The organism is Paenibacillus sp. Marseille-Q4541, assembly GCF_018310695.1.
In the GTDB taxonomy this organism is placed as follows: domain Bacteria; phylum Bacillota; class Bacilli; order Paenibacillales; family Paenibacillaceae; genus Paenibacillus.
In genome coordinates this window covers 95,834-116,088 of record NZ_JAGXCY010000001.1, presented here as the reverse complement: position 1 = coordinate 116,088, position 20,255 = coordinate 95,834, and the positions used below count along the sequence as shown (strand labels likewise).

Annotated in this window: 24 protein-coding genes; all 24 read left to right on the top strand. The window is 42.8% G+C overall.

The features are described from left to right. Positions 1-6 precede the first annotated feature (6 nt). The 24 genes from rpsA (at position 7) to aroH (ending at position 19,954) form a co-directional block, all read left to right on the top strand. On the top strand, positions 7-1,236 hold the full coding sequence (gene rpsA / locus KFT32_RS00565; RefSeq protein ID WP_211745048.1) for a 30S ribosomal protein S1: 1,230 nt from the start codon (positions 7-9) through the stop codon (positions 1,234-1,236). A gap of 180 nt (positions 1,237-1,416) precedes the next feature. Then, positions 1,417-2,739, top strand: a complete 1,323-nt coding sequence (gene der, locus KFT32_RS00560) for a ribosome biogenesis GTPase Der (protein ID WP_211745046.1) — start codon at positions 1,417-1,419, stop codon at positions 2,737-2,739. Between the two features lie 12 nt (positions 2,740-2,751). Beyond that, a complete protein-coding gene (gene plsY, locus KFT32_RS00555; protein WP_211745043.1) occupies positions 2,752-3,372 on the top strand; it encodes a glycerol-3-phosphate 1-O-acyltransferase PlsY in 621 nt (206 codons plus the stop codon). Next, the gene (locus KFT32_RS00550) at positions 3,365-4,405 is read left to right on the top strand and encodes an NAD(P)H-dependent glycerol-3-phosphate dehydrogenase (RefSeq protein ID WP_211745041.1); all 1,041 of its coding nucleotides are present in this window, start codon (positions 3,365-3,367) and stop codon (positions 4,403-4,405) included. The genes plsY and KFT32_RS00550 overlap by 8 nt, the downstream gene beginning before the upstream one ends. A 96-nt stretch (positions 4,406-4,501) precedes the next feature. Further along, entirely contained in the window at positions 4,502-4,780 is a 279-nt protein-coding gene (locus tag KFT32_RS00545) for a stage VI sporulation protein F (RefSeq protein ID WP_211745039.1), read from the top strand. A 203-nt stretch (positions 4,781-4,983) separates the two neighbouring features. Further along, complete coding sequence (locus KFT32_RS00540; RefSeq protein ID WP_211745036.1) at positions 4,984-5,163, top strand: DUF2768 family protein; 180 nt, start codon at positions 4,984-4,986, stop codon at positions 5,161-5,163. A 48-nt stretch (positions 5,164-5,211) separates the two neighbouring features. Next, the gene (locus KFT32_RS00535; RefSeq protein ID WP_211745035.1) at positions 5,212-5,784 is read left to right on the top strand and encodes a hypothetical protein; all 573 of its coding nucleotides are present in this window, start codon (positions 5,212-5,214) and stop codon (positions 5,782-5,784) included. Positions 5,785-5,854: 70 nt separating this feature from the next. Continuing rightward, entirely contained in the window at positions 5,855-6,199 is a 345-nt protein-coding gene (locus KFT32_RS00530) for a 2Fe-2S iron-sulfur cluster-binding protein (protein WP_249344804.1), read from the top strand. Between the two features lie 47 nt (positions 6,200-6,246). Continuing rightward, the gene (locus KFT32_RS00525; protein ID WP_211745031.1) at positions 6,247-7,008 is read left to right on the top strand and encodes a hypothetical protein; all 762 of its coding nucleotides are present in this window, start codon (positions 6,247-6,249) and stop codon (positions 7,006-7,008) included. A gap of 406 nt (positions 7,009-7,414) precedes the next feature. Then, positions 7,415-8,893, top strand: coding sequence for a stage IV sporulation protein A (gene spoIVA / locus KFT32_RS00520; protein WP_211745029.1), 1,479 nt, complete (start codon positions 7,415-7,417; stop codon positions 8,891-8,893). Positions 8,894-9,266: 373 nt separating this feature from the next. After that, entirely contained in the window at positions 9,267-9,539 is a 273-nt protein-coding gene (locus tag KFT32_RS00515; protein ID WP_211745027.1) for an HU family DNA-binding protein, read from the top strand. A gap of 84 nt (positions 9,540-9,623) precedes the next feature. After that, positions 9,624-9,851 carry a trp RNA-binding attenuation protein MtrB gene (gene mtrB, locus KFT32_RS00510; RefSeq protein WP_211745024.1) on the top strand — a complete coding sequence of 76 codons (228 nt, stop codon included), beginning with the start codon at positions 9,624-9,626 and terminating at the stop codon, positions 9,849-9,851. A gap of 132 nt (positions 9,852-9,983) precedes the next feature. After that, on the top strand, positions 9,984-10,532 hold the full coding sequence (locus KFT32_RS00505; RefSeq protein WP_211745022.1) for a hypothetical protein: 549 nt from the start codon (positions 9,984-9,986) through the stop codon (positions 10,530-10,532). A gap of 96 nt (positions 10,533-10,628) precedes the next feature. Then, positions 10,629-11,474: a heptaprenyl diphosphate synthase component 1 gene (locus KFT32_RS00500; protein ID WP_211745020.1), complete on the top strand. Its 846-nt coding sequence runs from the start codon at positions 10,629-10,631 to the stop codon at positions 11,472-11,474. Positions 11,475-11,522: 48 nt separating this feature from the next. Next, on the top strand, positions 11,523-12,251 hold the full coding sequence (locus KFT32_RS00495) for a demethylmenaquinone methyltransferase (protein WP_211745018.1): 729 nt from the start codon (positions 11,523-11,525) through the stop codon (positions 12,249-12,251). Beyond that, positions 12,244-13,110: a UbiA-like polyprenyltransferase gene (locus KFT32_RS00490; protein ID WP_211745017.1), complete on the top strand. Its 867-nt coding sequence runs from the start codon at positions 12,244-12,246 to the stop codon at positions 13,108-13,110. The genes KFT32_RS00495 and KFT32_RS00490 overlap by 8 nt, the downstream gene beginning before the upstream one ends. Position 13,111: 1 nt before the next feature. After that, positions 13,112-13,720, top strand: coding sequence for a UbiX family flavin prenyltransferase (locus tag KFT32_RS00485; protein ID WP_481856279.1), 609 nt, complete (start codon positions 13,112-13,114; stop codon positions 13,718-13,720). Further along, a complete protein-coding gene (locus tag KFT32_RS00480) occupies positions 13,717-14,580 on the top strand; it encodes a menaquinone biosynthetic enzyme MqnA/MqnD family protein (protein WP_211745016.1) in 864 nt (287 codons plus the stop codon). Before KFT32_RS00485 ends, KFT32_RS00480 begins: the two co-directional genes overlap by 4 nt. Continuing rightward, positions 14,577-15,551, top strand: coding sequence for a polyprenyl synthetase family protein (locus KFT32_RS00475; RefSeq protein WP_211745015.1), 975 nt, complete (start codon positions 14,577-14,579; stop codon positions 15,549-15,551). The genes KFT32_RS00480 and KFT32_RS00475 overlap by 4 nt, the downstream gene beginning before the upstream one ends. A gap of 79 nt (positions 15,552-15,630) precedes the next feature. Then, positions 15,631-16,074: a nucleoside-diphosphate kinase gene (gene ndk, locus KFT32_RS00470; RefSeq protein ID WP_211745014.1), complete on the top strand. Its 444-nt coding sequence runs from the start codon at positions 15,631-15,633 to the stop codon at positions 16,072-16,074. A gap of 35 nt (positions 16,075-16,109) precedes the next feature. Further along, a complete protein-coding gene (locus tag KFT32_RS00465) occupies positions 16,110-16,913 on the top strand; it encodes a CheR family methyltransferase (protein ID WP_283246395.1) in 804 nt (267 codons plus the stop codon). A 402-nt stretch (positions 16,914-17,315) separates the two neighbouring features. Beyond that, a complete protein-coding gene (gene aroC / locus KFT32_RS00460; protein WP_211745013.1) occupies positions 17,316-18,485 on the top strand; it encodes a chorismate synthase in 1,170 nt (389 codons plus the stop codon). Between the two features lie 2 nt (positions 18,486-18,487). Next, positions 18,488-19,582, top strand: coding sequence for a 3-dehydroquinate synthase (gene aroB, locus KFT32_RS00455; RefSeq protein WP_211745559.1), 1,095 nt, complete (start codon positions 18,488-18,490; stop codon positions 19,580-19,582). A 6-nt stretch (positions 19,583-19,588) separates the two neighbouring features. Then, positions 19,589-19,954 (top strand): chorismate mutase, encoded by a 366-nt coding sequence (gene aroH / locus KFT32_RS00450; protein ID WP_211745012.1) that lies wholly within the window; start codon positions 19,589-19,591, stop codon positions 19,952-19,954. The last annotated feature ends 301 nt before the right edge of the window (positions 19,955-20,255 follow it).

Genomic DNA, 20,255 nt, shown 5'->3' with positions numbered 1-20,255 from the left:
TTGAATATGTCGGAAGAGACTAAAAATCAAGAAGTAACAGAAGCAGCAACCCAAGATGAATTGGATTCATTCGTATCATTAAAAAAAGGCGATACTGTAAAAGGAACCATTGTCAAATTGGAAGATAACCAAGCTTATGTAAGCATTGGATATAAATATGACGGTGTAATTCCAGTTCGCGAACTTTCCTCTGTACAAGTGGATAACATTAGCGAAGCAGTAGAAGTTGGCCAAGAAGTAGAATGTAAAGTAGTTAGCATCGATGACGAAAAAGAAAGACTGGTTCTTTCCAAACGTGCAATCGACAGCGAAAATGCATGGGAACAACTCGTGAAATACCATGAGTCTGGTGAAGTATTTGAAGTCACTGTTTCTGATGTCGTTAAAGGCGGCGTAGTAGCTGACGTTGGCGTACGCGGATTCATTCCAGCTTCTATGGTTGAGCGTCATTTTGTAGAAGACTTCAGCGATTACAAAGGTAAAACTCTTCGCGTTAAAGTAAAAGAATTGGACCGTGAAGCAAACAAAGTAATCCTGTCCCAGAAAGATGTTCTGGATGCAGAGCATGAAGTTAACAAACAAAAAGTGATCGCTGAGCTTGCTGAAGGACAACAACTTGAAGGTACTGTTCAACGTTTGACTCAATTTGGTGCATTCGTTGATGTAGGCGGCGTAGACGGCCTTGTTCACGTATCTGAGATTGCTTGGAGCCATGTGGATAAACCATCTGACGTTCTTTCCGAAGGCGACAAAGTGAATGTTAAAGTATTGAAAGTTGATCCTGAAAAAGGAAAAATCAGCCTCAGTATTAAAGCAGCTCAACCAGGTCCTTGGGAAACTGCAACTGAGCAGTTTAACACAGGCGATATCGTAACAGGTGTAGTAAAACGTCTGGTACAATTTGGTGCTTTCGTTGAGATCGCTCCGGGTGTAGAAGGTTTGGTTCACATTTCCCAAATTTCTCATAAACACATCGGCACTCCACACGAAGTACTCAAAGAGGGTCAAGAAGTTCAAGTGAAAATTTTGGAACTTAACTCTGCTGAGCAACGTGCTAGCCTGAGCATCAAAGAAACAGAAGAAGCTCCTGCTGATGCAGCGCCTCGTTCTGAGAAATCCAAAAAATCACATGCACCACGTGAAGTGATCGACAATCCGAATGTTTCCATGAGTAATGAAGGTCTTAGCATTACACTTGGCGAGCGCTTTGGTGATAAATTAAGCAAATTCAAATAATGAAGTCGCGTTAAGCTTACCTTCATAATGGCAACAAACAGGTTGCTAATCACGATTGGCGGACCCTTCGGGGTTCGCCGATTGTTGTTAGAACCCCTTTTTTGGATAAGGAAAGCATTAGCTTAATTATCTTTTTTTTGCTATGATGAAGCGTAAGAAGTGACAGGAGGAGTGTATTTTATGGCAAGACCCGTTGTGGCTATAGTCGGACGTCCGAATGTAGGGAAATCAACAATTTTTAACCGGATCATCGGCGACCGGTTGGCCATTGTGGAAGATAAACCGGGAATTACGCGTGACCGTTTGTATGGTGTGGCGGAGTGGAACGGTAAACCTTTCAGTGTTATTGATACGGGAGGAATCGAAATTGATGGTGAAGATGTCATTCTCAAATCCATCCGTATGCAGGCAGAGCTCGCTATTGAAGAAGCAGATGTCATCGTATTTATGTGTGATGCCAAGACAGGTGTTACACAATCTGACGAAGAAGTAGCACAAATTCTGTATCGATCGGGTAAACCGATCATCGTTGCAGTTAATAAAGTAGATAATATGGGTCGGAGCGACCTGATTTATGAATTTTATTCCTTTGGATTTGGTGATCCAATTGGGATTTCCGGAAGCCATGGTACAGGAATTGGCGACTTGCTAGATGCGATTGCGAGTAATCTCCCTGAACTAGAGGATGATGGGTATGATGAAGATGTCATCCGAGTTGCGCTCATTGGACGTCCGAACGTAGGAAAATCATCACTTGTAAATGCTATTCTTGGTGAAGAACGAGTCATTGTAAGTGATATTGCTGGAACTACAAGGGATGCAATCGATACTCCGTTCGAAAAAGACGGACAGCGTTATGTGCTCATCGATACAGCAGGGATGAGAAAACGCGGTAAGGTGTATGAGACAACAGAGAAGTACAGTGTTATGCGTGCGATGCGTGCCATTGAACGTGCAGATGTTGTACTGATTGTTATTAATGGTGAAGAGGGAATTATCGATCAGGACAAGCATATTGCTGGCTATGCCTATGAGGCAGGAAAAGCTTCTTTGTTTGTCGTAAACAAATGGGATGTTGTAGATAAAGATGACAAAACGATGCGTGAATTCGAAAGAAATATTCGAGATCACTTTTTGTTCATGACCTACGCTCCTATCGTATTCTTATCTGCCAAAACAAAACAGCGTTTACAAAAATTACTTCCTGTAGTGCAGCATGTATCTCAGCAACATGTAATGCGTGTTCAGACCCATTTACTTAACGATGTTGTCTCTGATGCTGTGGCAATTAATCCACCGCCTACAGATAAAGGAAGACGCTTGCGTATAAATTATGTGACCCAAGTTGCAGTTAAACCTCCAACGATCGTTGTGTTCGTAAATGATCCGGAACTAATGCATTTCTCGTATGAACGTTACCTTGAGAATAAAATACGTGCTGCTTTCAACTTTGAAGGTACGCCTATTCGTATATTTACTCGGCGCAAGTCCGACGAAAGTTAGGGGAGAAACAATGTGATTTTCGCTATCACGGCTATAATCATCAGCTATCTTCTGGGTTCTGTAAGCTTTAGTTTTTTGTTTGGTAAGCTGACAAAAGGCATTGATATACGGGATCATGGCAGCGGTAATGCAGGCGCAACGAATACGCTACGGGTTCTTGGAAAAGGCCCGGCTATTCTTGTGCTTGTACTAGACGTCGCAAAAGGGGTCGCTGCGATATGGATTGGCAAGTGGCTTGCTGGAGATTCGGAATGGGTCCCGGCTTTGTGCGGTGTTGCGGCTATTGTAGGCCATAACTGGCCGGTGTTTTTCCGTTTTCGTGGAGGGAAAGGGATTGCGACTGCTATTGGTGTGCTCGTAACTCTTTGTTTCTTGCCGGCTTTATATGCTGGTATCATAGCGATTTTATGTATTGTGATGACAAGATACGTTTCACTTGGCTCTTTAATTTTTGTGTTCTTAACACCTGTGTTCTTATTTATTCTTCTGTACCCTTGGTCGTTATTTTGGTCCAGTCTCATCATCTGTATCCTTGCTTTCTGGAGACATCGGACGAACATCGTAAAACTGATACATGGAGAAGAAAATAAACTAGGATCTCGTTCAACGAAGGGGGGAAACCGGGTTGTCTAACAAAGTAACGTTACTGGTAGCTGGAAGCTGGGGAACTGCGCTCGCAAGTGTTCTTGCAGACAATGGCCTTGATGTGTACATGTGGACCCGAAGTACCGAGCAAGCTGCCGAGATTAATGATCAGCACACTAACGCTCGGTATTTACCCGGCATTACTTTATCCGAACGGATTACGGCAACAAGTGATATGAAAACAGCAGTTGAAGATAGTAAAGCGATTATTATCGTCGCTCCTTCGTCTGCGATGCGTACAGTTGTACAGCAGTTACAACCTTTTTACAAACAGGGAACACTTATTGTACATGCAACCAAAGGATTTGAAACCTCGAGTTTGAAACGTATGTCCGTTGTGATTTCGGAGGAACTAGGCTGTCCTGAAGGGGATATTGTCGTACTTTCCGGACCAAGTCATGCTGAAGAGGTTGTTAAGAAAAAACCGACGACAACCGTGGTGGCTTCATTAAATGATGAACTTGCGAACCTGGCAAGAGATTTGTTCATGAATGTTAACTTTCGGGTATATACCAATCGGGATCAGATCGGTGTCGAGCTGGCAGGTGCGTTTAAGAATATAATCGCCCTTGGTGCGGGGATGTCAGACGGTCTTGGCTTTGGGGATAATGCGAAAGCAGCAATTATTACTCGAGGTCTCGCTGAAATTGCTAGAATAGGGGTAGAGATGGGTGCCAACCCACTGACTTTCTCTGGACTGGCAGGAGTAGGGGACTTAGTCGTGACAGCAACAAGTAAGCATAGTCGTAATTGGCGCGCTGGTTACGCTCTAGGGCAAGGAAAACCACTACAAGAGGTCCTTGATTCTATGGGAATGGTAGTTGAAGGAATCCGTACTACGGAAGCAGCTCATGCAATATCACAAAAGTACAATGTACAAATGCCCATTGCAGATCAGTTATATAAGGTGCTTTTCACAGGTAAAGACAGCCGTACAGCTGTAGAGGCTCTTATGGGCCGTGATCCCAAGACAGAGATGGAAGTTATGAAACTCGAAACTTGGGAGCAATGGCATACATAGGCTGCTGGGCTCTTTCCTCATTTTGCTTGTATCCATCACCCTTCTATAAGACAGCTCATAAGATATGTTGAGTTTTTGTCTTGAGGAGGGGAATAAATGGCAGACCACATCTCTAAGGATGCACTAGATGCAATTAACAAAAAGACAGGGAAGAACATCACTGAAGGCGCAGTGAAAAAACTTGCCAGCACGGTGAAACCTTCTACATTGCAAAATGAGGCTCAGCTTAGAACATTGATCAAGCAAGTCTCTGCAATGGCGAAAATACCTGTCAGTGAAGAAACAATTCAAGAAATCGTGAATGCAATCAAGAAAAGCGGAATGAATCCGAGCAATATGGAATCAATCATGAAAATGATGATGAAAAAGAAATAAGATACATTTTGGTTGGAAAGAGAAAGAGGTGTATTCCTTTTTCTTGTAATGAAGAACAAAGATGGGCGTTAGCCTAAACTCTTTGTTCTTTTTTTCTTTTTATAGGAAGGATTGGGGAATCTTTCATGCTATAATAATTCGTAGCTGAAAGGCTAAACAATAACAATATTTCCTGGAATCGCAGGTGTGGTGGAGGATGAACTATGGACGCAATGGACAAGATGTGGCTTTCAATTATCGCCATTCTTATAATGGGACTGTCTGTTTTCTTGATTACTTTTGCACGTGCTAAGACTAAGGGTATAATAAAAGGAGTTTTATCTTTCCTTGCTTTCGTAATTATGCTCGTGGGACTGCTCAGCGGTCTCGTGTCCATTATGTAATTTTAGAGGAAGAGTTCGAATTCATCTTATGATTGGAGTTATGATATAGTGCTTGATACAGCTTTAAACGCCTTAGGCAAGGTGTGGGATCCAGAACAATATAAGTGGCTGTTAGGAGGAAGTTGTAGCCTGTTGTTGCAGGGTGTGGAACTGACAGAACCACCGAACGATATTGATATTTATGCTGACTTTGAGGTGGCCAAACATTTACATAATCAGGCTATAGTATATTCAGTGGATAAACAGCGACTTGATCGGAGCGGCACCTATACGTCTTTACTTAGCCATTATGAGATAGAGCAGGCATCTGTGGAGTTGTCCGGAGGTTTTGAAATATGTGCGGCTGGCTCGCTTTATCGTACAGATACGGCGTTTCTCGTTCCTCATGCTGGCATTTACAAATTGCCGGGATCCAGTCATTCCATCAGCATAACGCCTCTGAGTCATGAACTGCTGTTTAACGTACTCCGTAAACGGGCAGATCGATATGTTCCGATAGCTAGGAAAATGAATGAGGATATAGATATGCATGCCCCCCTATTAAGGAGACTCATTAGCCGCAATGTCTGGTCTTATGACCATGTAGCGCAACTGGAGACCGTCCTAGATAGAAAATTGTAAACTATTGCAAGGATACAGTAATGGATCCGCAGACAGCTAGATGAACTATAGAGGCAGGTGTCAAAAAAGTATGAAGGTAACATTTTTGCCAAGTGGCAAACAGATTGAAGTAAAAGCGGGAGTAACCCTGCTTCAGGCAAGTCGTCTAGCTGGCATTTCTATTCCTACAAGGTGTGGAGGTAAGGCTGGTTGCATGATGTGTAAAGTCGAAGTTCCAGGCGGAGAAGGCTGTCATTTGAGCAAACCAGGCAGAGCAGAACGAAACAAGCTGGGAGCATGGGTGGACCAAGGCACACGTCTAGCGTGTCAGGCGACTGTACAGGGATCGGTTACCGTGCAAGTTCCGGAGGACAAGCTGAAAGCCGCTATTCGGAAGCAGCTGGAAAGACAAGCAGAAGAAGATAATCTATGGTAGAAGCTTTGCAAAAAAAGCGAAACTCTAATAAAGGATGGGCTTTTTCTATGATGCAAGCACTGAAGACCGAATGTAAACGGCGTATTTTCCATTATGCTGGTTTCACTGTTCTGATGTTATTACTGACTGGATGCATGTATTCTGGTGGAGGAGAAACGAAGGAGGCCGCTGTTACGAATTATGATGGGAGTATCTCCCGAATCCAGAATGCTCTAGATGCTTTTCAGGAATCTCAAGGAATTCTGCCAATCGTTACTGCAGGAGAGGATGTCCCGATCTATGAAAAATTTCGAATCGATCTGAGCAAACTTGAAGATGGAGGCTATTTGGACGATATACCGAAGACTGCTTTTGAGAGAGGCGGAAGCGCATACTTTCTTGTCCAAAATGAAGATGTGGATCCAATTGTCAAAGTGATGGACCTAGTTACGGTTCAAAAAGTGACTCAAGTCCAGCGTCTGGTTGATTCCTATCACGCCTCTCATGGAACATGGCCAATGAAAGAAGAAATCTATCCGGACATTCATTTAGTGGATACAGATGCCATTCAAAGTTCTGGTAACAGGGTGGATGATCTGGCAAGTGTGTATTCCGGTGAAACGATTCCTTACATCATAGATAGTGAGGGAAAGGTTTATGCAGACTATGCTTTTGACATTATGCAGCTCATGGAAAGGAAAGAAATCAAGCCACAGGCAGCAGAAGATCTGAGAGTGTACTTGACGGAAGCGTCCCATTTTGTACCTGTAAAATCTCTACCGTATACTTGGCATGATGCTCAGCCGGTGGCTGTTTTATCGTTGCCCTAATAACGCTATAGAATCACCGTCCCTTCTTAAAGGGGCGGTTTTTTTGTATATTAGATATCCTTTCGTCATATTTGATAGCTAGCATTCATATATTTAGTGTGGATGGACTGCGAAGGTGACGGATTTTCTGTGTATGATGGTGCTCTAAGATGAGTCCGGCCTAAAAATTTTATAAAAGACGTCATACTGCGCCAGTCATGTACATACTATGATACTAGTCCAAAAGCATGTACGAGTTACGCCGCTCATCTTTCTTTCATCAGAATGTGATTTGTCGGCGGCGGACGACTTCCGGGCAATCGTTATAACTGCTCTACCGTTGCAGGGATTAACGTCTTCTGATTGAAAACGAAGCGGATGCTCTTTAGCATTTTTCCTTCGGAGTATGTTTAGGAGGGGATTTCATTTGGAAAAAGTAGACATTTTCAAAGACATTGCCGAGCGAACCGGTGGAGACATTTATCTCGGGGTGGTCGGTGCAGTTCGCACAGGAAAATCAACATTCATCAAACGCTTTATGGAAACTATTGTTTTACCTAACATTACAAGTGATTCAGACAGAATTCGAGCAGTCGATGAGCTGCCGCAAAGTGCTGCAGGCAAAACGATCATGACAACAGAGCCTAAATTTGTTCCTAACAATGCGGTGCAGATTAAAGTAGCTGATGGCCTGGATGTCAATGTTCGCCTTGTAGATTGTGTTGGTTATGCGGTAGAGGGTGCTAAAGGATATGAAGATGAAAATGGCCCTCGAATGATTTCTACACCATGGTTTGAAGAGCCGATTCCTTTCCAAGAAGCTGCAGAGATTGGTACTCGTAAAGTTATTCAGGAGCATTCTACACTCGGAGTCGTGGTAACTACAGACGGTACGATTGCGGAGATTGCTCGCGAATCTTATGTAGAATCGGAAGAGAGAGTCATTGCTGAACTAAAAGAAGTAGGAAAACCATTTGTTCTCATCATCAACTCCACGAAGCCAAAAGGAGAAGAAGCATTGCAGCTTCGAGCCGAACTCGCTGAGAAATATGATATTCCTGTAATGACGGTTAGTGCTGCAACGATGACAGAAGAAGATGTTACTGGCGTACTTCGTGAAGTATTGTATGAGTTCCCGGTTCATGAGGTTAATGTGAATTTACCAAGCTGGGTTATGGTGCTTAATGAAAACCATTGGCTCCGTGCAAGCTATGAAAATTCCGTACGTGACACAGTAAAAGATATTCGCAGACTGAGAGATGTAGATCATGTCGTATCTCAGTTCATGGAATATGAATTTATTGACCGAGCAGGACTCAGTGGAATGAATATGGGGCAAGGTGTTGCTGAAATTGACCTCTATGCACCAGATGAGCTATATGATCAAATTTTGTACGAAGTGGTTGGAATTGAAATCAGAGGGAAAGATCATCTCTTACAGCTCATGCAAGAATTTTCACACGCCAAAAAAGAATACGATCGTTTTGCAGAAGCGCTTGAAATGGTGAAAACAACAGGGTACGGAATCGCGGCTCCTTCCCTCGCAGAAATGGCCCTTGATGAGCCTGAACTTATTCGTCAAGGTACAAGATTTGGCGTAAGACTGAAAGCGACAGCCCCATCTATTCATATGATCCGTGTAGATGTAGAGTCAGAATTTGCGCCGATTATAGGTACAGAGAAACAGAGCGAAGAACTCGTCCGATATCTCATGCAGGACTTTGAAAACGACCCGATCAAGGTATGGGATTCAGATATGTTTGGTCGTTCCCTACACTCCATTGTTAGGGAAGGAATTCAAGGAAAGATTGCTATGATGCCGGATAATGCCAGATATAAACTGCAAGAAACCCTTGGCCGTATTATTAACGAAGGTTCTGGCGGACTCATAGCAATAATATTGTAATTCATGATCTGGCCTATAGATTCACCTCCAAAATAACCGTAAGGGTATCCCCTTTCGGTTATTTGGTGTGTCTTAAGGTCTAGAAAAATAAGTAAAAGAGTTCCATATTAAACATTATTAAGCATGACTTTTTATCAATTTTGGTCAAATAGAGCTGATTCCACTTGAAATTGTGTTCTGACTGTATTACTATAAACCTTGTTCCGCTCAAGAAAATAGATTCTCAAAAAGTAGTAGAGATGAAATCGTGTCTTGCGGAAGAAGTAATACCCTATGAACATTTTCACTGGGAATAGGTCACTATATGTATATTTTGTGGTAAAACGGGAACAAAGTATAACACTTAGGATAATAAATCAGGAGGTGAATACACTTGAATAAATCTGATCTGATCGCACAAGTAGCTGAATCTACTGAACTCGCTAAGAAAGATGTGACAAAAGCGGTTGATGCCGTATTTGAAGCAATTTCTGAAGCATTGCAAAATGGAGACAAAGTACAACTCGTTGGTTTTGGTAACTTTGAAGTACGCGAGCGTTCTGCACGTAAAGGACGTAATCCGCAAACAGGTGAGGAAATCGAAATTCCAGCGAGCAAAATTCCTGCTTTTAAACCAGGTAAAGCGCTCAAAGACGGAATCAAATAAGATTTCTACATACTCTTATGTAATCGAAAAGACCGTGAATTCGTTCACGGCTTTTTTCTTTTTATAAGGAAGGGGGGAAAGAGCATGGAAGGTCCGGTTAACAGCGGTGATTATATCGTAATCAAGGCAAAAGAAAATGGTGTTCATGTCATTGGTTTGACACGGGGACACGATACCAGATTCCATCATACAGAGAAGCTTGACAAGGGTGAGGTTCTCATCGCCCAATTTACAGATCATACATCTGCAATCAAGATTCGCGGTAAAGCCGAAGTCATGACGAAACACGGCAACATTGAATCAGATCAATAGAAATAACGAAAGATGGTAGAAAACCATCTGATAGATTTGAAAAAGCAGGCATAGCCTGTTTTTTTTCGTTGTACAATGAGGTATGGACCTTCTGTTTGAGGTTCACACTAGGAAGGACGGGAGGTCTATCCATTGAAAAAGAAAAGAATAATTCCCTTTGTCCTATCCATCTCAATTGGTGCAGCGGTTCTATTATCAACATTTGTGACATTACAAGGTTCAGAATATCCTGAGCAATCTAAAGAAGTGTTCTCTCCAGGGGATCGAGTTACACTGACGGATACAAATCTGGTAGATGTCCTACATGAACTTTCTTTGAATACACCTATAAGTAAAGTGAAATGGAGCAAGAACGTCTTAACTCTTGATCTGAAAGTGACGGGAAGCTCCATTGTACCTTCTGATATTTATATAGATATGGCCAGTATTGCCTCTTTTTCAATGGATCGAACGAGTAACGTAAATCAGCTTATGCTTCGTTTTCTTGCTGAGGATGAGTGGATTGGGTCTAGGCATTTACTGCTGTCAGCTGATATTAGACGCTCGGAATGGAGTTCTGAAGCGCTGAAGAAGTTAAAAGAATGGAAGAATGCCGAACTGCCGGAGGAACTGATCCAAAGGTTTCATATGACGGAAACAAATCTATGGCGAGAGCAATTCATTTCTCCTGAAAAGGGTTAATGATGCCTGTGCGGGCACTAGAAACATATGCTATAATAGATAAGATTGTGATGCTTATGATTGGACACTTTTGAATGAATGCTCGGAGGATTTAGAATGATTTCATACCGCGTACCACATCTTGCAAAAAAGTATACGGATTACGATATGATTCAGCGGCATACTGAATTGCCTTTGTTTCCTAACAGCCGTGTACGATTGCTTTACACTTTTTTGAACCAGGGTCAGGGGCATTCTGCTGAGGACAGCGAACTCTTTTCCTTAGTTACTGCACTTGTACAAATGGGACTGGATACGCATGAAATGATTGATGTTCAGGAAGAAGATCTCGGAGAGCAGGACATGCGTTCTCGTCAGCTGAAAGTGCTCGGAGGCGATTTTTTTAGTTCGCGTTTTTATCAACTGCTTGCTCAGGCAGGACAAATCGCTGTTATCGCTTCCTTAAGTGAAGGGATATGCCGTTTAAACGAGCGGAAGATGAGTCTTTATGACCGAATGAAGAAGCAACTTGTTTCCTGCGAAGAATATGTACATGAATCGGTACAGCTGAAGAAGCAGCTGTTTCTTTCTTTTAATGGCATGATCTCGAAAGATCAAGTAGAACTGTATGATCAGCTTTTGACGTTGTTTAGTCTTCTGGATACGCTTGTTGAAGAGATTGAGGTTACCAAAGACGTCGAAAGCTCCAGAGCACGGTTCGCTTATTTGCACATTTATGAGAACGAAAATACGGATGTACGCTCTTCCCTGACGAAAGGGAATTTACAACAGGACCAGTGGAATGAGCTGACAAGCAAACATAAAACAGTAGATGTACTGATGGACAAGCTAAGTCAGTCTGTTCCATCTGTTCAACGCCTGCTTGAAACTCAAACTGAGGACCAGTTACTTCGTGACGAAGTAAAGAACATGTTGGAACCCTATTTAACATATAGGGCATAGTGCACAAGATAGAGTTGTATGAAAAGTGAATAAAGGTGGTATTTGTACATGCAGCATGGGGGGGACAAGCCGAAGGAGCAGTATGTCCATTCGGTTTTTCAGAGTATTGCTGGTAAATACGATGTGATGAATGACACGCTTAGCTTTAGACGTCACAAAGCTTGGCGTAAATTTACGATGAGGAAGATGAATGTACAGCCTGGACAAACGGCACTGGATGTTTGCTGCGGTACATGTGACTGGACGCTGGCGCTTGCAGATGCAAGTGAAACGGGGCACATCACGGGGCTTGATTTCAGCAGTAATATGCTGGAAGTAGGTCAGAAAAAAGTCGAGAAAATGGGACGTAATCAACAAATTACGCTTGTTCAGGGTAATGCAATGAGTCTGCCTTATGAAGATAATAGTTTTGATTATGTGACAATTGGCTTCGGACTTCGCAATGTGCCGGACTTAAAACAAGTGTTACTTGAAATGCAACGTGTAGTAAAACCAGGAGGAATGGTCGTCTGTCTGGAGCTTTCCAAACCTACCTGGCAGCCGTTTAAAGGGTTATATTATTTTTATTTTCAAAATATGCTTCCTTTTATTGCCAAGCTGTTAGCAAAACGTTACGAACAGTACAAATGGTTACCTGACTCCCTTGCGATGTTTCCTGGAAGAGCGGAACTCGAACAAATCTTTAAAGAGACCGGCTTACAGAACGTCAAATCCTTCGCGTTGACTGGCGGAATTGCAGCACTACATATCGGGACCAAGGAGAGTCAGCATGTTTAAAAAGATCGGTATATTTTTAGAAATGATTAAAATTGAGCACACCCTGTTTGCGTTACCTTTTGCTTTTATGGGTGCAGTGCTCGGATCGGCAGAAGTGAATGGTCATTTACCTAGCTGGGCCCAGATTGGTTGGGTGCTACTTGCAATGATCGGTGCTCGTAGTGCTGCTTTTGGACTCAATCGGATCATTGACCGGGTTATCGATGGTAAAAATCCGCGAACGGCTGGGCGTGCGATACCAGCGGGTCTTCTCAAAATAAGTGAAGTTGTAATTTTCATTATTATTTCCTTTATTCTTTTATTTTGGGCAGCATCACAGCTCAATCCGTTATCTGTAAAACTACTCCCAATTGCCGTATTTATGCTCGTTATTTATTCTTATACGAAACGTTTTACATGGCTTTGCCACGTTGTATTAGGATTTACGATTGCACTTGCACCGCTTGGTGGGTGGGTGGCAGTAACAGGTGAAGTTACGCTGAGTAGTCTCGTACTGTATGTAGCAGCCGCTTTTTGGACTGCTGGATTTGATATCATATACGCATGTCAGGACATTGAATTTGACAAAGAAGAAGGCGTGTTCTCCATTCCTTCCCGATTTGGTGTCGCTGGTGCATTGATCATCGCAAAAGTATTTCATCTCATTACCGCTATTGGATTTATCGCTTTATTCTTTATGACCGGTTTAAGCTGGATCTACTTAATCGGCATCGTGATATCCTGTGCGCTGCTCTTCTATGAGCATTACATTGTTACACCTAGTGATCTTAGTCGTTTACAAACCGCTTTCTTCACACTGAACAGTGTAGTTAGCCTAGTGATATTCGTCTCTACTTTGATTGATGTGGTGGTGTTTTAAATTGACAACAAACCGGTTTAAAAGACTCGCCGTCGGTGTTACAGGGGCAAGCGGAAGTATCTATGGGATCCGACTGATTGAAACTTTACTTGATCAGGAATATGAGGTACACCTTGTCGTTTCAAATGCAGGCTGGCGTGTTATAAAAGAAGAACTAGGCTGGAACGTTACGGACCGGGAAGGGATTTTGAACGAGAAGTTCGGGAGCCGTCCCGGTTCTCTTATTTATCATCCGGTGAGTGACATCGGAGCTTCGATTGCAAGCGGATCTTTTTTGATGGATGGGATGATCATTATGCCTTGTTCCATGGGAACTTTATCCGCTATTGCTCATGGGGCTTCGGATAATCTGATGGCGCGAGCTGCGGATGTCATGCTGAAAGAGGGACGTTCGCTTGTTCTTGTTCCAAGGGAAACACCTCTTCATGCGATACATCTGGAGAATATGCTGAAGCTGTCGCGGCTTGGAGTCAAGATGATTCCAGCGATGCCAGCATTTTATTACCATCCAAAAACAATGGACGATTTGATTAATTTCCTTGTAGGAAAAGTATTGGATACTCTTCATATTGAGCATGAGCTGTTTACAAGATGGGGGGAAACAACATGAGTAAAAGCAGCGAGGCGACCGTTCTCGGTAAGATCAGTTATACCAATGCATGGCCAGTATTTCATTATTTTGATTCAGAGAAACTTACACATCCGGTAGAAGTAGTTACAGAAGTACCTGCAGTACTGAATAAAAGAATACATGAAGGTACACTTGATCTAAGTGCCATGTCTTCTTTTGCTTATGGATTGGAATCGGAACGTCTGCTAATATTGCCGGATGTATCGGTAAGTAGTAGAGGTGAAGTGAAGTCCATTCTACTTTTTAGTAAAAAGAAAATTGAAGAGATTGATGGTGGAACGATTGCTCTGACCAATACGTCTGCGACTTCTGTAAATTTATTAAAAATACTGATGATGAAATTCTATGAAATAAATCCGCAATATGTAACGGTAGAGCCTGATCTGTCTTCCATGATGGAAGTAGCGGATGCAGCTTTATTGATTGGGGATCATGCCATACGGGCATCCTGGACAGATCATGGTTATTATGTATACGATCTTGGTGAGAGATGGTATCATTTTACGAATCAGAGCATGACATTTGCCGTGTGGGCTGTTTCAGCTGATTATGCGGAAGACAATAGCGAAATCGTACAGGAGATTACCAATGCTTTTAAAGCAAGCAAAACAAGAAGTTTAGAGGAACTTACTCCGGTTGTTGAAGCAGCAGAGCAGCAAATCGGAGGAACCAAATCTTACTGGTATGATTATTTTCAGAATTTGTGTTACGATTTTGGCGAAAATGAGTTGCAGGGACTGCAACTGTATTTCCGTTATGCACATGAGCTTGGTCTCATGGCGCATGAGGTCCGGTTGGATCTCTGGAATGAGAATAAGCTGATACGGGTGACGGAATGAAACTACTGGATATTTTGACAGAACTAAGAAAAGATATGAAGTACATCGAAAAAGAGTTGTATAAAAGCGTTGAAACAGATCAAAAGTTGCTTGATGAAACCTCTTTGCATCTGTTGAAAGCTGGAGGTAAAAGACTCCGTCCGGTGTTTGTTTTGCTGGGTGGTAAATTTGGAACCTATGACATTGAGGTACTGAAACATGTCGCTGTTCCGTTAGAACTCATTCATTCGTCTTCCCTTGTTCATGACGATGTCATTGATAATGCGAAGACGCGACGGGGACAACTGACGGTAAAATCCAAGTGGGACAACCGAATTGCTATGTACACGGGAGATTATATTTATGCTCGAGCTATGCTGATGATCACGGAGTTACCGAATCCGCTCATCCACCAAACGATGGCAAAGGCGATGGTCCAGATGTCCATTGGGGAAATGGAGCAAATCAGAGATTTTTTCAATACAGATCAGAGTATTCGAAATTACTTGCTTCGCATTCGGCGTAAAACGGCATTGCTCATCGCTATCAGCTGTCAGCTCGGAGCAGTAGCGGCTGGGGCTTCCAGTGACATTTGTAGACGGTTATACAGCTACGGTTACAATGTAGGAATGGCTTTTCAGATTCAGGATGACCTGCTTGATCTCAGAGGTACAGAGAAGCAACTGGGAAAACCTCCTGGAAGTGATATGCTTCAAGGGAATATAACGTTACCCGTTATTTATGCTTTGCAGGACGAGAATATAAGAGAAGATTTATTGCAGCGAATTTCACATATTCGTGAACACTGTGATCAAGGAAGTGTTCGTGCAGCGGTAGGTATGATAAAAGAGAGTACGGGAATGACTAAAGCAGAGGAGCTTGCTGACCGATATATGAATAAAGCTCTTGATGCCTTGGAAGGACTTCCTGATATCAAGACGAAGAAAAATTTGCGGGATATCGCTCATTTTGTCGTAAAACGTTCATATTAGTCAGGCAGGAAGATGTTAGATCAGAGTCGAAAGCTTACACCAAGCAGCGCATTCATAACAAAGCCTGGAGGAGAATACGATGGAACGTACTTTTTTAATGGTGAAACCAGATGGCGTACAACGTGGACTAGTTGGACGAATTGTAAGTCGGTTTGAAGACAAGGGATTCAAACTGGTTGCAGGGAAATTCGTGCAAATGACAGACGAACAAGCAAAGCGTCACTATGCGGAGCATGAAGGTAAGCCTTTTTTTGACGAACTAGTGTCCTTCATTACTTCAGGGCCCGTCTTTGCCATGGTATGGGAAGGGGAAGATGTGATTGCTCTTGCGCGAGTGGTTATCGGTAAAACCAATGTGAAAGAGGCACTTCCTGGAACAATCCGTGGGGATTTCGCAGCGATTACTCCTCACAATCTCATTCATGGTGCTGATTCTCCGGAAAGTGCAGCTCGTGAGCTTTCAAATTTCTTTGACGAGAATGAACTTGTATCTTACAGCAAAACGATTGCTGCCTGGACATAAAAGAGTGATCTTTCCGTAAGAAGGAAGGAAATCAAATGTCACAGCATGACAAGGATTCTGAACTGGATGATTATCTCCTGTTTATTCAAAAGATCAAGACAGCGACTGGAATTGATCTAGCCCAGTATAAAGAAGCGCAAATGAAGCGGCGGTTGACCACCCTTAGAGCAAAGCATGGGTATGATACTTTTGCCGCTTTTTTTGAAGGAATGAATCAAAATAAGACGCTATTTTTGGAATTTCTTGATCGAATGACGATTAACGTGTCTGAATTCTGGCGGAATCGAAACCGCTGGGAAGTGCTTCAGCACAAATTACTTCCTGATCTATATGATCATCTTCCTCTTAAGGTGTGGAGTGCCGCGTGCTCTACAGGAGAAGAACCATATACACTCGCAATGATTCTTGATATGGCAGGTTTACTTCCAAGAAGTAAGATTATGGCAACGGATATAGATGAAGGGGCTTTGGCTAAAGCCATGCAAGGTACATATTTGGAACGTTCTTTAAGAGAAGTTCCAGAAGAAGCTGTCAAAACATATTTCAAACCGGATGGTCTTCAGTACAAGATTGATGCTAAGCTGAGGGATGCAGTACATTTTAGCAAACAAAATTTACTGCACGACTCTTTTGAAGATGGATTTGATTTGATCGTATGCCGAAATGTCATGATCTATTTCACCGAAGAAGCAAAGCATATGCTATATCAAAAATTTGCTAAAGCATTGAGGCCGGGGGGCATTTTATTTGTAGGAAGCACGGAACAGATTTTCTCTCCCAGTCAGTATGATCTAGAAGGAGCAGATACTTTCTTCTACCGTAAAAAATTGGAAGAATAAAAGGCAGGCCGAATGTCTCATACTGTAGCAATCAGATAGTATGGATAGATCTGGAGGCTTATGAATGGACAAGCGAGTTGTTATAACTGCCTACCGGCAGGGGTTGATCAACATGTTGGAATGTGCTCAGATTCTGGGCCTTGATTCGTTTCAAATGGAACGGATCCTAGGGGAGATAAAACCCATTTCTGATTCTCATAACAGCAATATGCCTAGGCAGGTCAGCCTTACCGGGAGCAAGTAATGAATAAAATAAAAAACACGCTGAATCGTTATTAGAATCAGCGTGTTTTTTTATGATTGAGATCATTTCTTGTCAAAGATACCATGCTATACTATAATGATCAAAGAATTAAGGATTTTAGCAGTTTAAAGCTTAACAGTATAAAGGGGGAACGTATTATGAGTCTTCGTTATTTAACCGCAGGGGAAACGCACGGACCCCAATTAACCGCAATCGTAGAAGGTCTTCCGAGCAATATGAAGGTGGACTTTGAGGAATTGAATTTCCAGCTTCATCGCCGTCAGAAAGGATATGGCCGGGGACGTCGTATGCAAATTGAGAAGGATACAGCTGAGTTTGTCGGCGGAGTTCGTCACGGTTATACGACCGGTGCTCCAGTGGCGCTCGTTGTTGAAAATAAAGACTGGACACATTGGCGTAATATTATGAACATCGAGCCAATTGAAGGCAGCGATGAGGAAAAACGTCGGGTACATCGTCCGCGTCCAGGGCATGCGGATTTAAATGGTGGTCTGAAATACAATCTGAAGGATCTTCGCAATGTGTTGGAACGTTCTAGTGCTAGAGAAACAACAGTGCGTGTTGCTGTTGGTGCACTTGCCCGTCAATTACTTGCGGAGTTCGGAATTCAGGTTGCAGGCAGAGTGCTGCGGATTGGAGAGATTGAAGCTCCTTACGAAGATCTTCCGATCGAAGAACTTCGTGCTCGTACAGAAGCTTCCTCGGTCCGTGTGACCGATCCAGAAACAGAGAAGAAGATGGAAGCATACATCGATCAAATTAAGCAAGAAGGCGATTCCATCGGTGGTATCGTAGAATGCGTTGTTGAAGGTGTTCCGGTTGGACTCGGAAGCTATGTTCAATATGACCGTAAGCTTGATGGACGAATTGCACAAGGTGTAATGTCAATTAATGCATTTAAAGGTGTGGAAATTGGTATCGGTTTTGAAGCGGGAACTATTCCCGGCTCACAGGTTCATGACGAGATTTTGCATACCGAAGATAAAGGATATCACCGTGCTACGAACCGCCTTGGCGGATTTGAAGGCGGGGTAACGAATGGGATGCCGATTGTAGTCAGAGGTGTAATGAAGCCAATTCCAACACTATACAAACCGCTGCAAAGTGTGGATATTGATACAAAAGAGCCATTTACAGCTCAGGTTGAACGTTCTGATGCTTGTGCCGTACCGGCAGCCAGTGTCGTAATGGAGCACGTGGTTGCTTGGGAAGTAGCAAAAGCATTCTTAGAGAAATTCGGCGGAGATTCTATAGAGGAGATTCGTGCCAACCTCGACAACTACAATGCTCAATTGGAGCGTTACTAATGATTAGGGAACTAAAGGTTGATCTTGGAGAACGATCCTACCCGATTTATATTGGCAGTGATCTACTCGAACAAGCCGGAGAATATGTACAAAAACACGGGATTAGCTTGAAAAGCCCGCTTCTTATCATAACGGATGAGAAAATTGCTCCTCATTATCTGGGTAAACTCATAACATCGCTTGAGACAGCAGGTTATTCTGTAGAATCTGCTGTTGTACCAAGCGGCGAAACTTCTAAATCGCTTAAGGTTTATGAAGAGATGATGACGTGTGCAATTGAAGCGAAGCTCGACCGTAGTTCAGCTGTTCTTGCGTTAGGCGGAGGGGTCGTTGGGGATTTGGCTGGGTTTGTGGCAGCGACTTACATGCGAGGAATTAAGTTTGTGCAAATTCCTACAACGATTCTGGCTCATGACAGCAGTGTAGGCGGAAAAGTTGCAATTAATCATCCGCTTGCTAAAAATATGATTGGAGCTTTTCACCAGCCTGAGCTTGTACTCTACGATGTCAATACGCTTATGACCCTTCCAAATCGTGAAGTATCAGCGGGACTTGCTGAAATGGTAAAACACGGACTCATAAAGGATGCAAGTTTTGCTCATTGGTGTGAGGAGCATGCTGAGGAGTTATTATCACTCGATAAGGATGCCCTTGGGTATGGTCTATTAAAAGGTTGTGCCATTAAGGCGGATATCGTTTCACAGGACGAGCAAGAGAACGGGATTCGTGCCATTCTTAATCTGGGTCATACCATTGGTCATGCCATTGAAGCGATTGCTGGATACGGTGAATTTCTTCACGGGGAAGCCATCGCAATCGGGATGGTCGGATCGGCCAAGCTTGGCGTAATGAGAGGTGCAGATTCTTCCCTTTACGAGGATACGAAACGTATGCTTACGGTGCTTGGTCTCCCCACTTCACTTCCCAAGCATCTGGATACCGAACATATTTTGTCTGCCATGATGCATGACAAGAAATTCAGAGAAGGACATATGGTCTTCATTATTCCAACTGCGATTGGGGAAGTAACCATTGCAAAGGATGTACGGGTAGAGGATGTACGCCAAGTGCTTGAGGAACTGAAGATGGAGGTATGATATAAGATGTATACTAGAGGAATTCGCGGGGCAACTACGGTTGTAAGCAATACAGAAGCAGATATTGTGAACGAAACGACTAAACTTTTGAAAGAAATTGTTCAAAAGAATGCACTTGATCCTGAAACGATATGTAGTGTATGGATAACACTTACTCAAGATCTGGATGCTGCATTTCCAGCTAAGTCTATTCGGGAACTGCAAGGATGGGAACTTGTTCCTCTAATGTGTTCACAGGAAGTACCTGTCAAGGGAGCACTGGAGAAATGTATTCGTTTTATGATCCATGTGAATACAGACAAAAGCCAGAAAGAAATGGTTCACGTATATCTGAATGGGGCAAAGGCTTTACGACCAGACCTTGCAGATTAGTCTGATACATAGGTAGAATTGGCTCCTTGCCAAAACCTGTTGAAGTAATGTATAGTGAGTGGTAGCAGAGATGAGAAGAGTTTAGACGAAACATAGTTGAGCAGAGTATAGCAGAGCTGAGATTAGTTCCTATGATTTATGGCTTATGTGCGAAGCGTACATGGGTAGCATAAAGAATGAGGAACTGCCACCGACTTCATACACAAGTGTATGGGGCAATGTTAAGAGATGAACATGGAATAAGAGTATCTTGTACGAATACACGGCATGTGCCATATTTATAGAAATGTGGATGCTTGTG

Excerpts from the sequence above, each read along its gene's own strand:
- KFT32_RS00480 (WP_211745016.1), top strand. The coding sequence starts at position 13,717 with ATGAGTAAAAGCAGCGAGGCGACCGTTCTCGGTAAGATCAGTTATACC.
- aroH (WP_211745012.1), top strand. The coding sequence starts at position 19,589 with ATGTATACTAGAGGAATTCGCGGGGCAACTACGGTTGTAAGCAATACA.
- KFT32_RS00525 (WP_211745031.1), top strand. The coding sequence starts at position 6,247 with ATGATGCAAGCACTGAAGACCGAATGTAAACGGCGTATTTTCCATTAT.
- KFT32_RS00490 (WP_211745017.1), top strand. The coding sequence starts at position 12,244 with ATGTTTAAAAAGATCGGTATATTTTTAGAAATGATTAAAATTGAGCAC.
- KFT32_RS00500 (WP_211745020.1), top strand. The coding sequence starts at position 10,629 with ATGATTTCATACCGCGTACCACATCTTGCAAAAAAGTATACGGATTAC.
- KFT32_RS00530 (WP_249344804.1), top strand. The coding sequence starts at position 5,855 with ATGAAGGTAACATTTTTGCCAAGTGGCAAACAGATTGAAGTAAAAGCG.
- ndk (WP_211745014.1), top strand. The coding sequence starts at position 15,631 with ATGGAACGTACTTTTTTAATGGTGAAACCAGATGGCGTACAACGTGGA.
- KFT32_RS00540 (WP_211745036.1), top strand. The coding sequence starts at position 4,984 with ATGGACGCAATGGACAAGATGTGGCTTTCAATTATCGCCATTCTTATA.
- der (WP_211745046.1), top strand. The coding sequence starts at position 1,417 with ATGGCAAGACCCGTTGTGGCTATAGTCGGACGTCCGAATGTAGGGAAA.
- rpsA (WP_211745048.1), top strand. The coding sequence starts at position 7 with ATGTCGGAAGAGACTAAAAATCAAGAAGTAACAGAAGCAGCAACCCAA.
- KFT32_RS00465 (WP_283246395.1), top strand. The coding sequence starts at position 16,110 with ATGTCACAGCATGACAAGGATTCTGAACTGGATGATTATCTCCTGTTT.
- KFT32_RS00495 (WP_211745018.1), top strand. The coding sequence starts at position 11,523 with ATGCAGCATGGGGGGGACAAGCCGAAGGAGCAGTATGTCCATTCGGTT.
- KFT32_RS00475 (WP_211745015.1), top strand. The coding sequence starts at position 14,577 with ATGAAACTACTGGATATTTTGACAGAACTAAGAAAAGATATGAAGTAC.
- KFT32_RS00545 (WP_211745039.1), top strand. The coding sequence starts at position 4,502 with ATGGCAGACCACATCTCTAAGGATGCACTAGATGCAATTAACAAAAAG.
- aroC (WP_211745013.1), top strand. The coding sequence starts at position 17,316 with ATGAGTCTTCGTTATTTAACCGCAGGGGAAACGCACGGACCCCAATTA.
- mtrB (WP_211745024.1), top strand. The coding sequence starts at position 9,624 with ATGGAAGGTCCGGTTAACAGCGGTGATTATATCGTAATCAAGGCAAAA.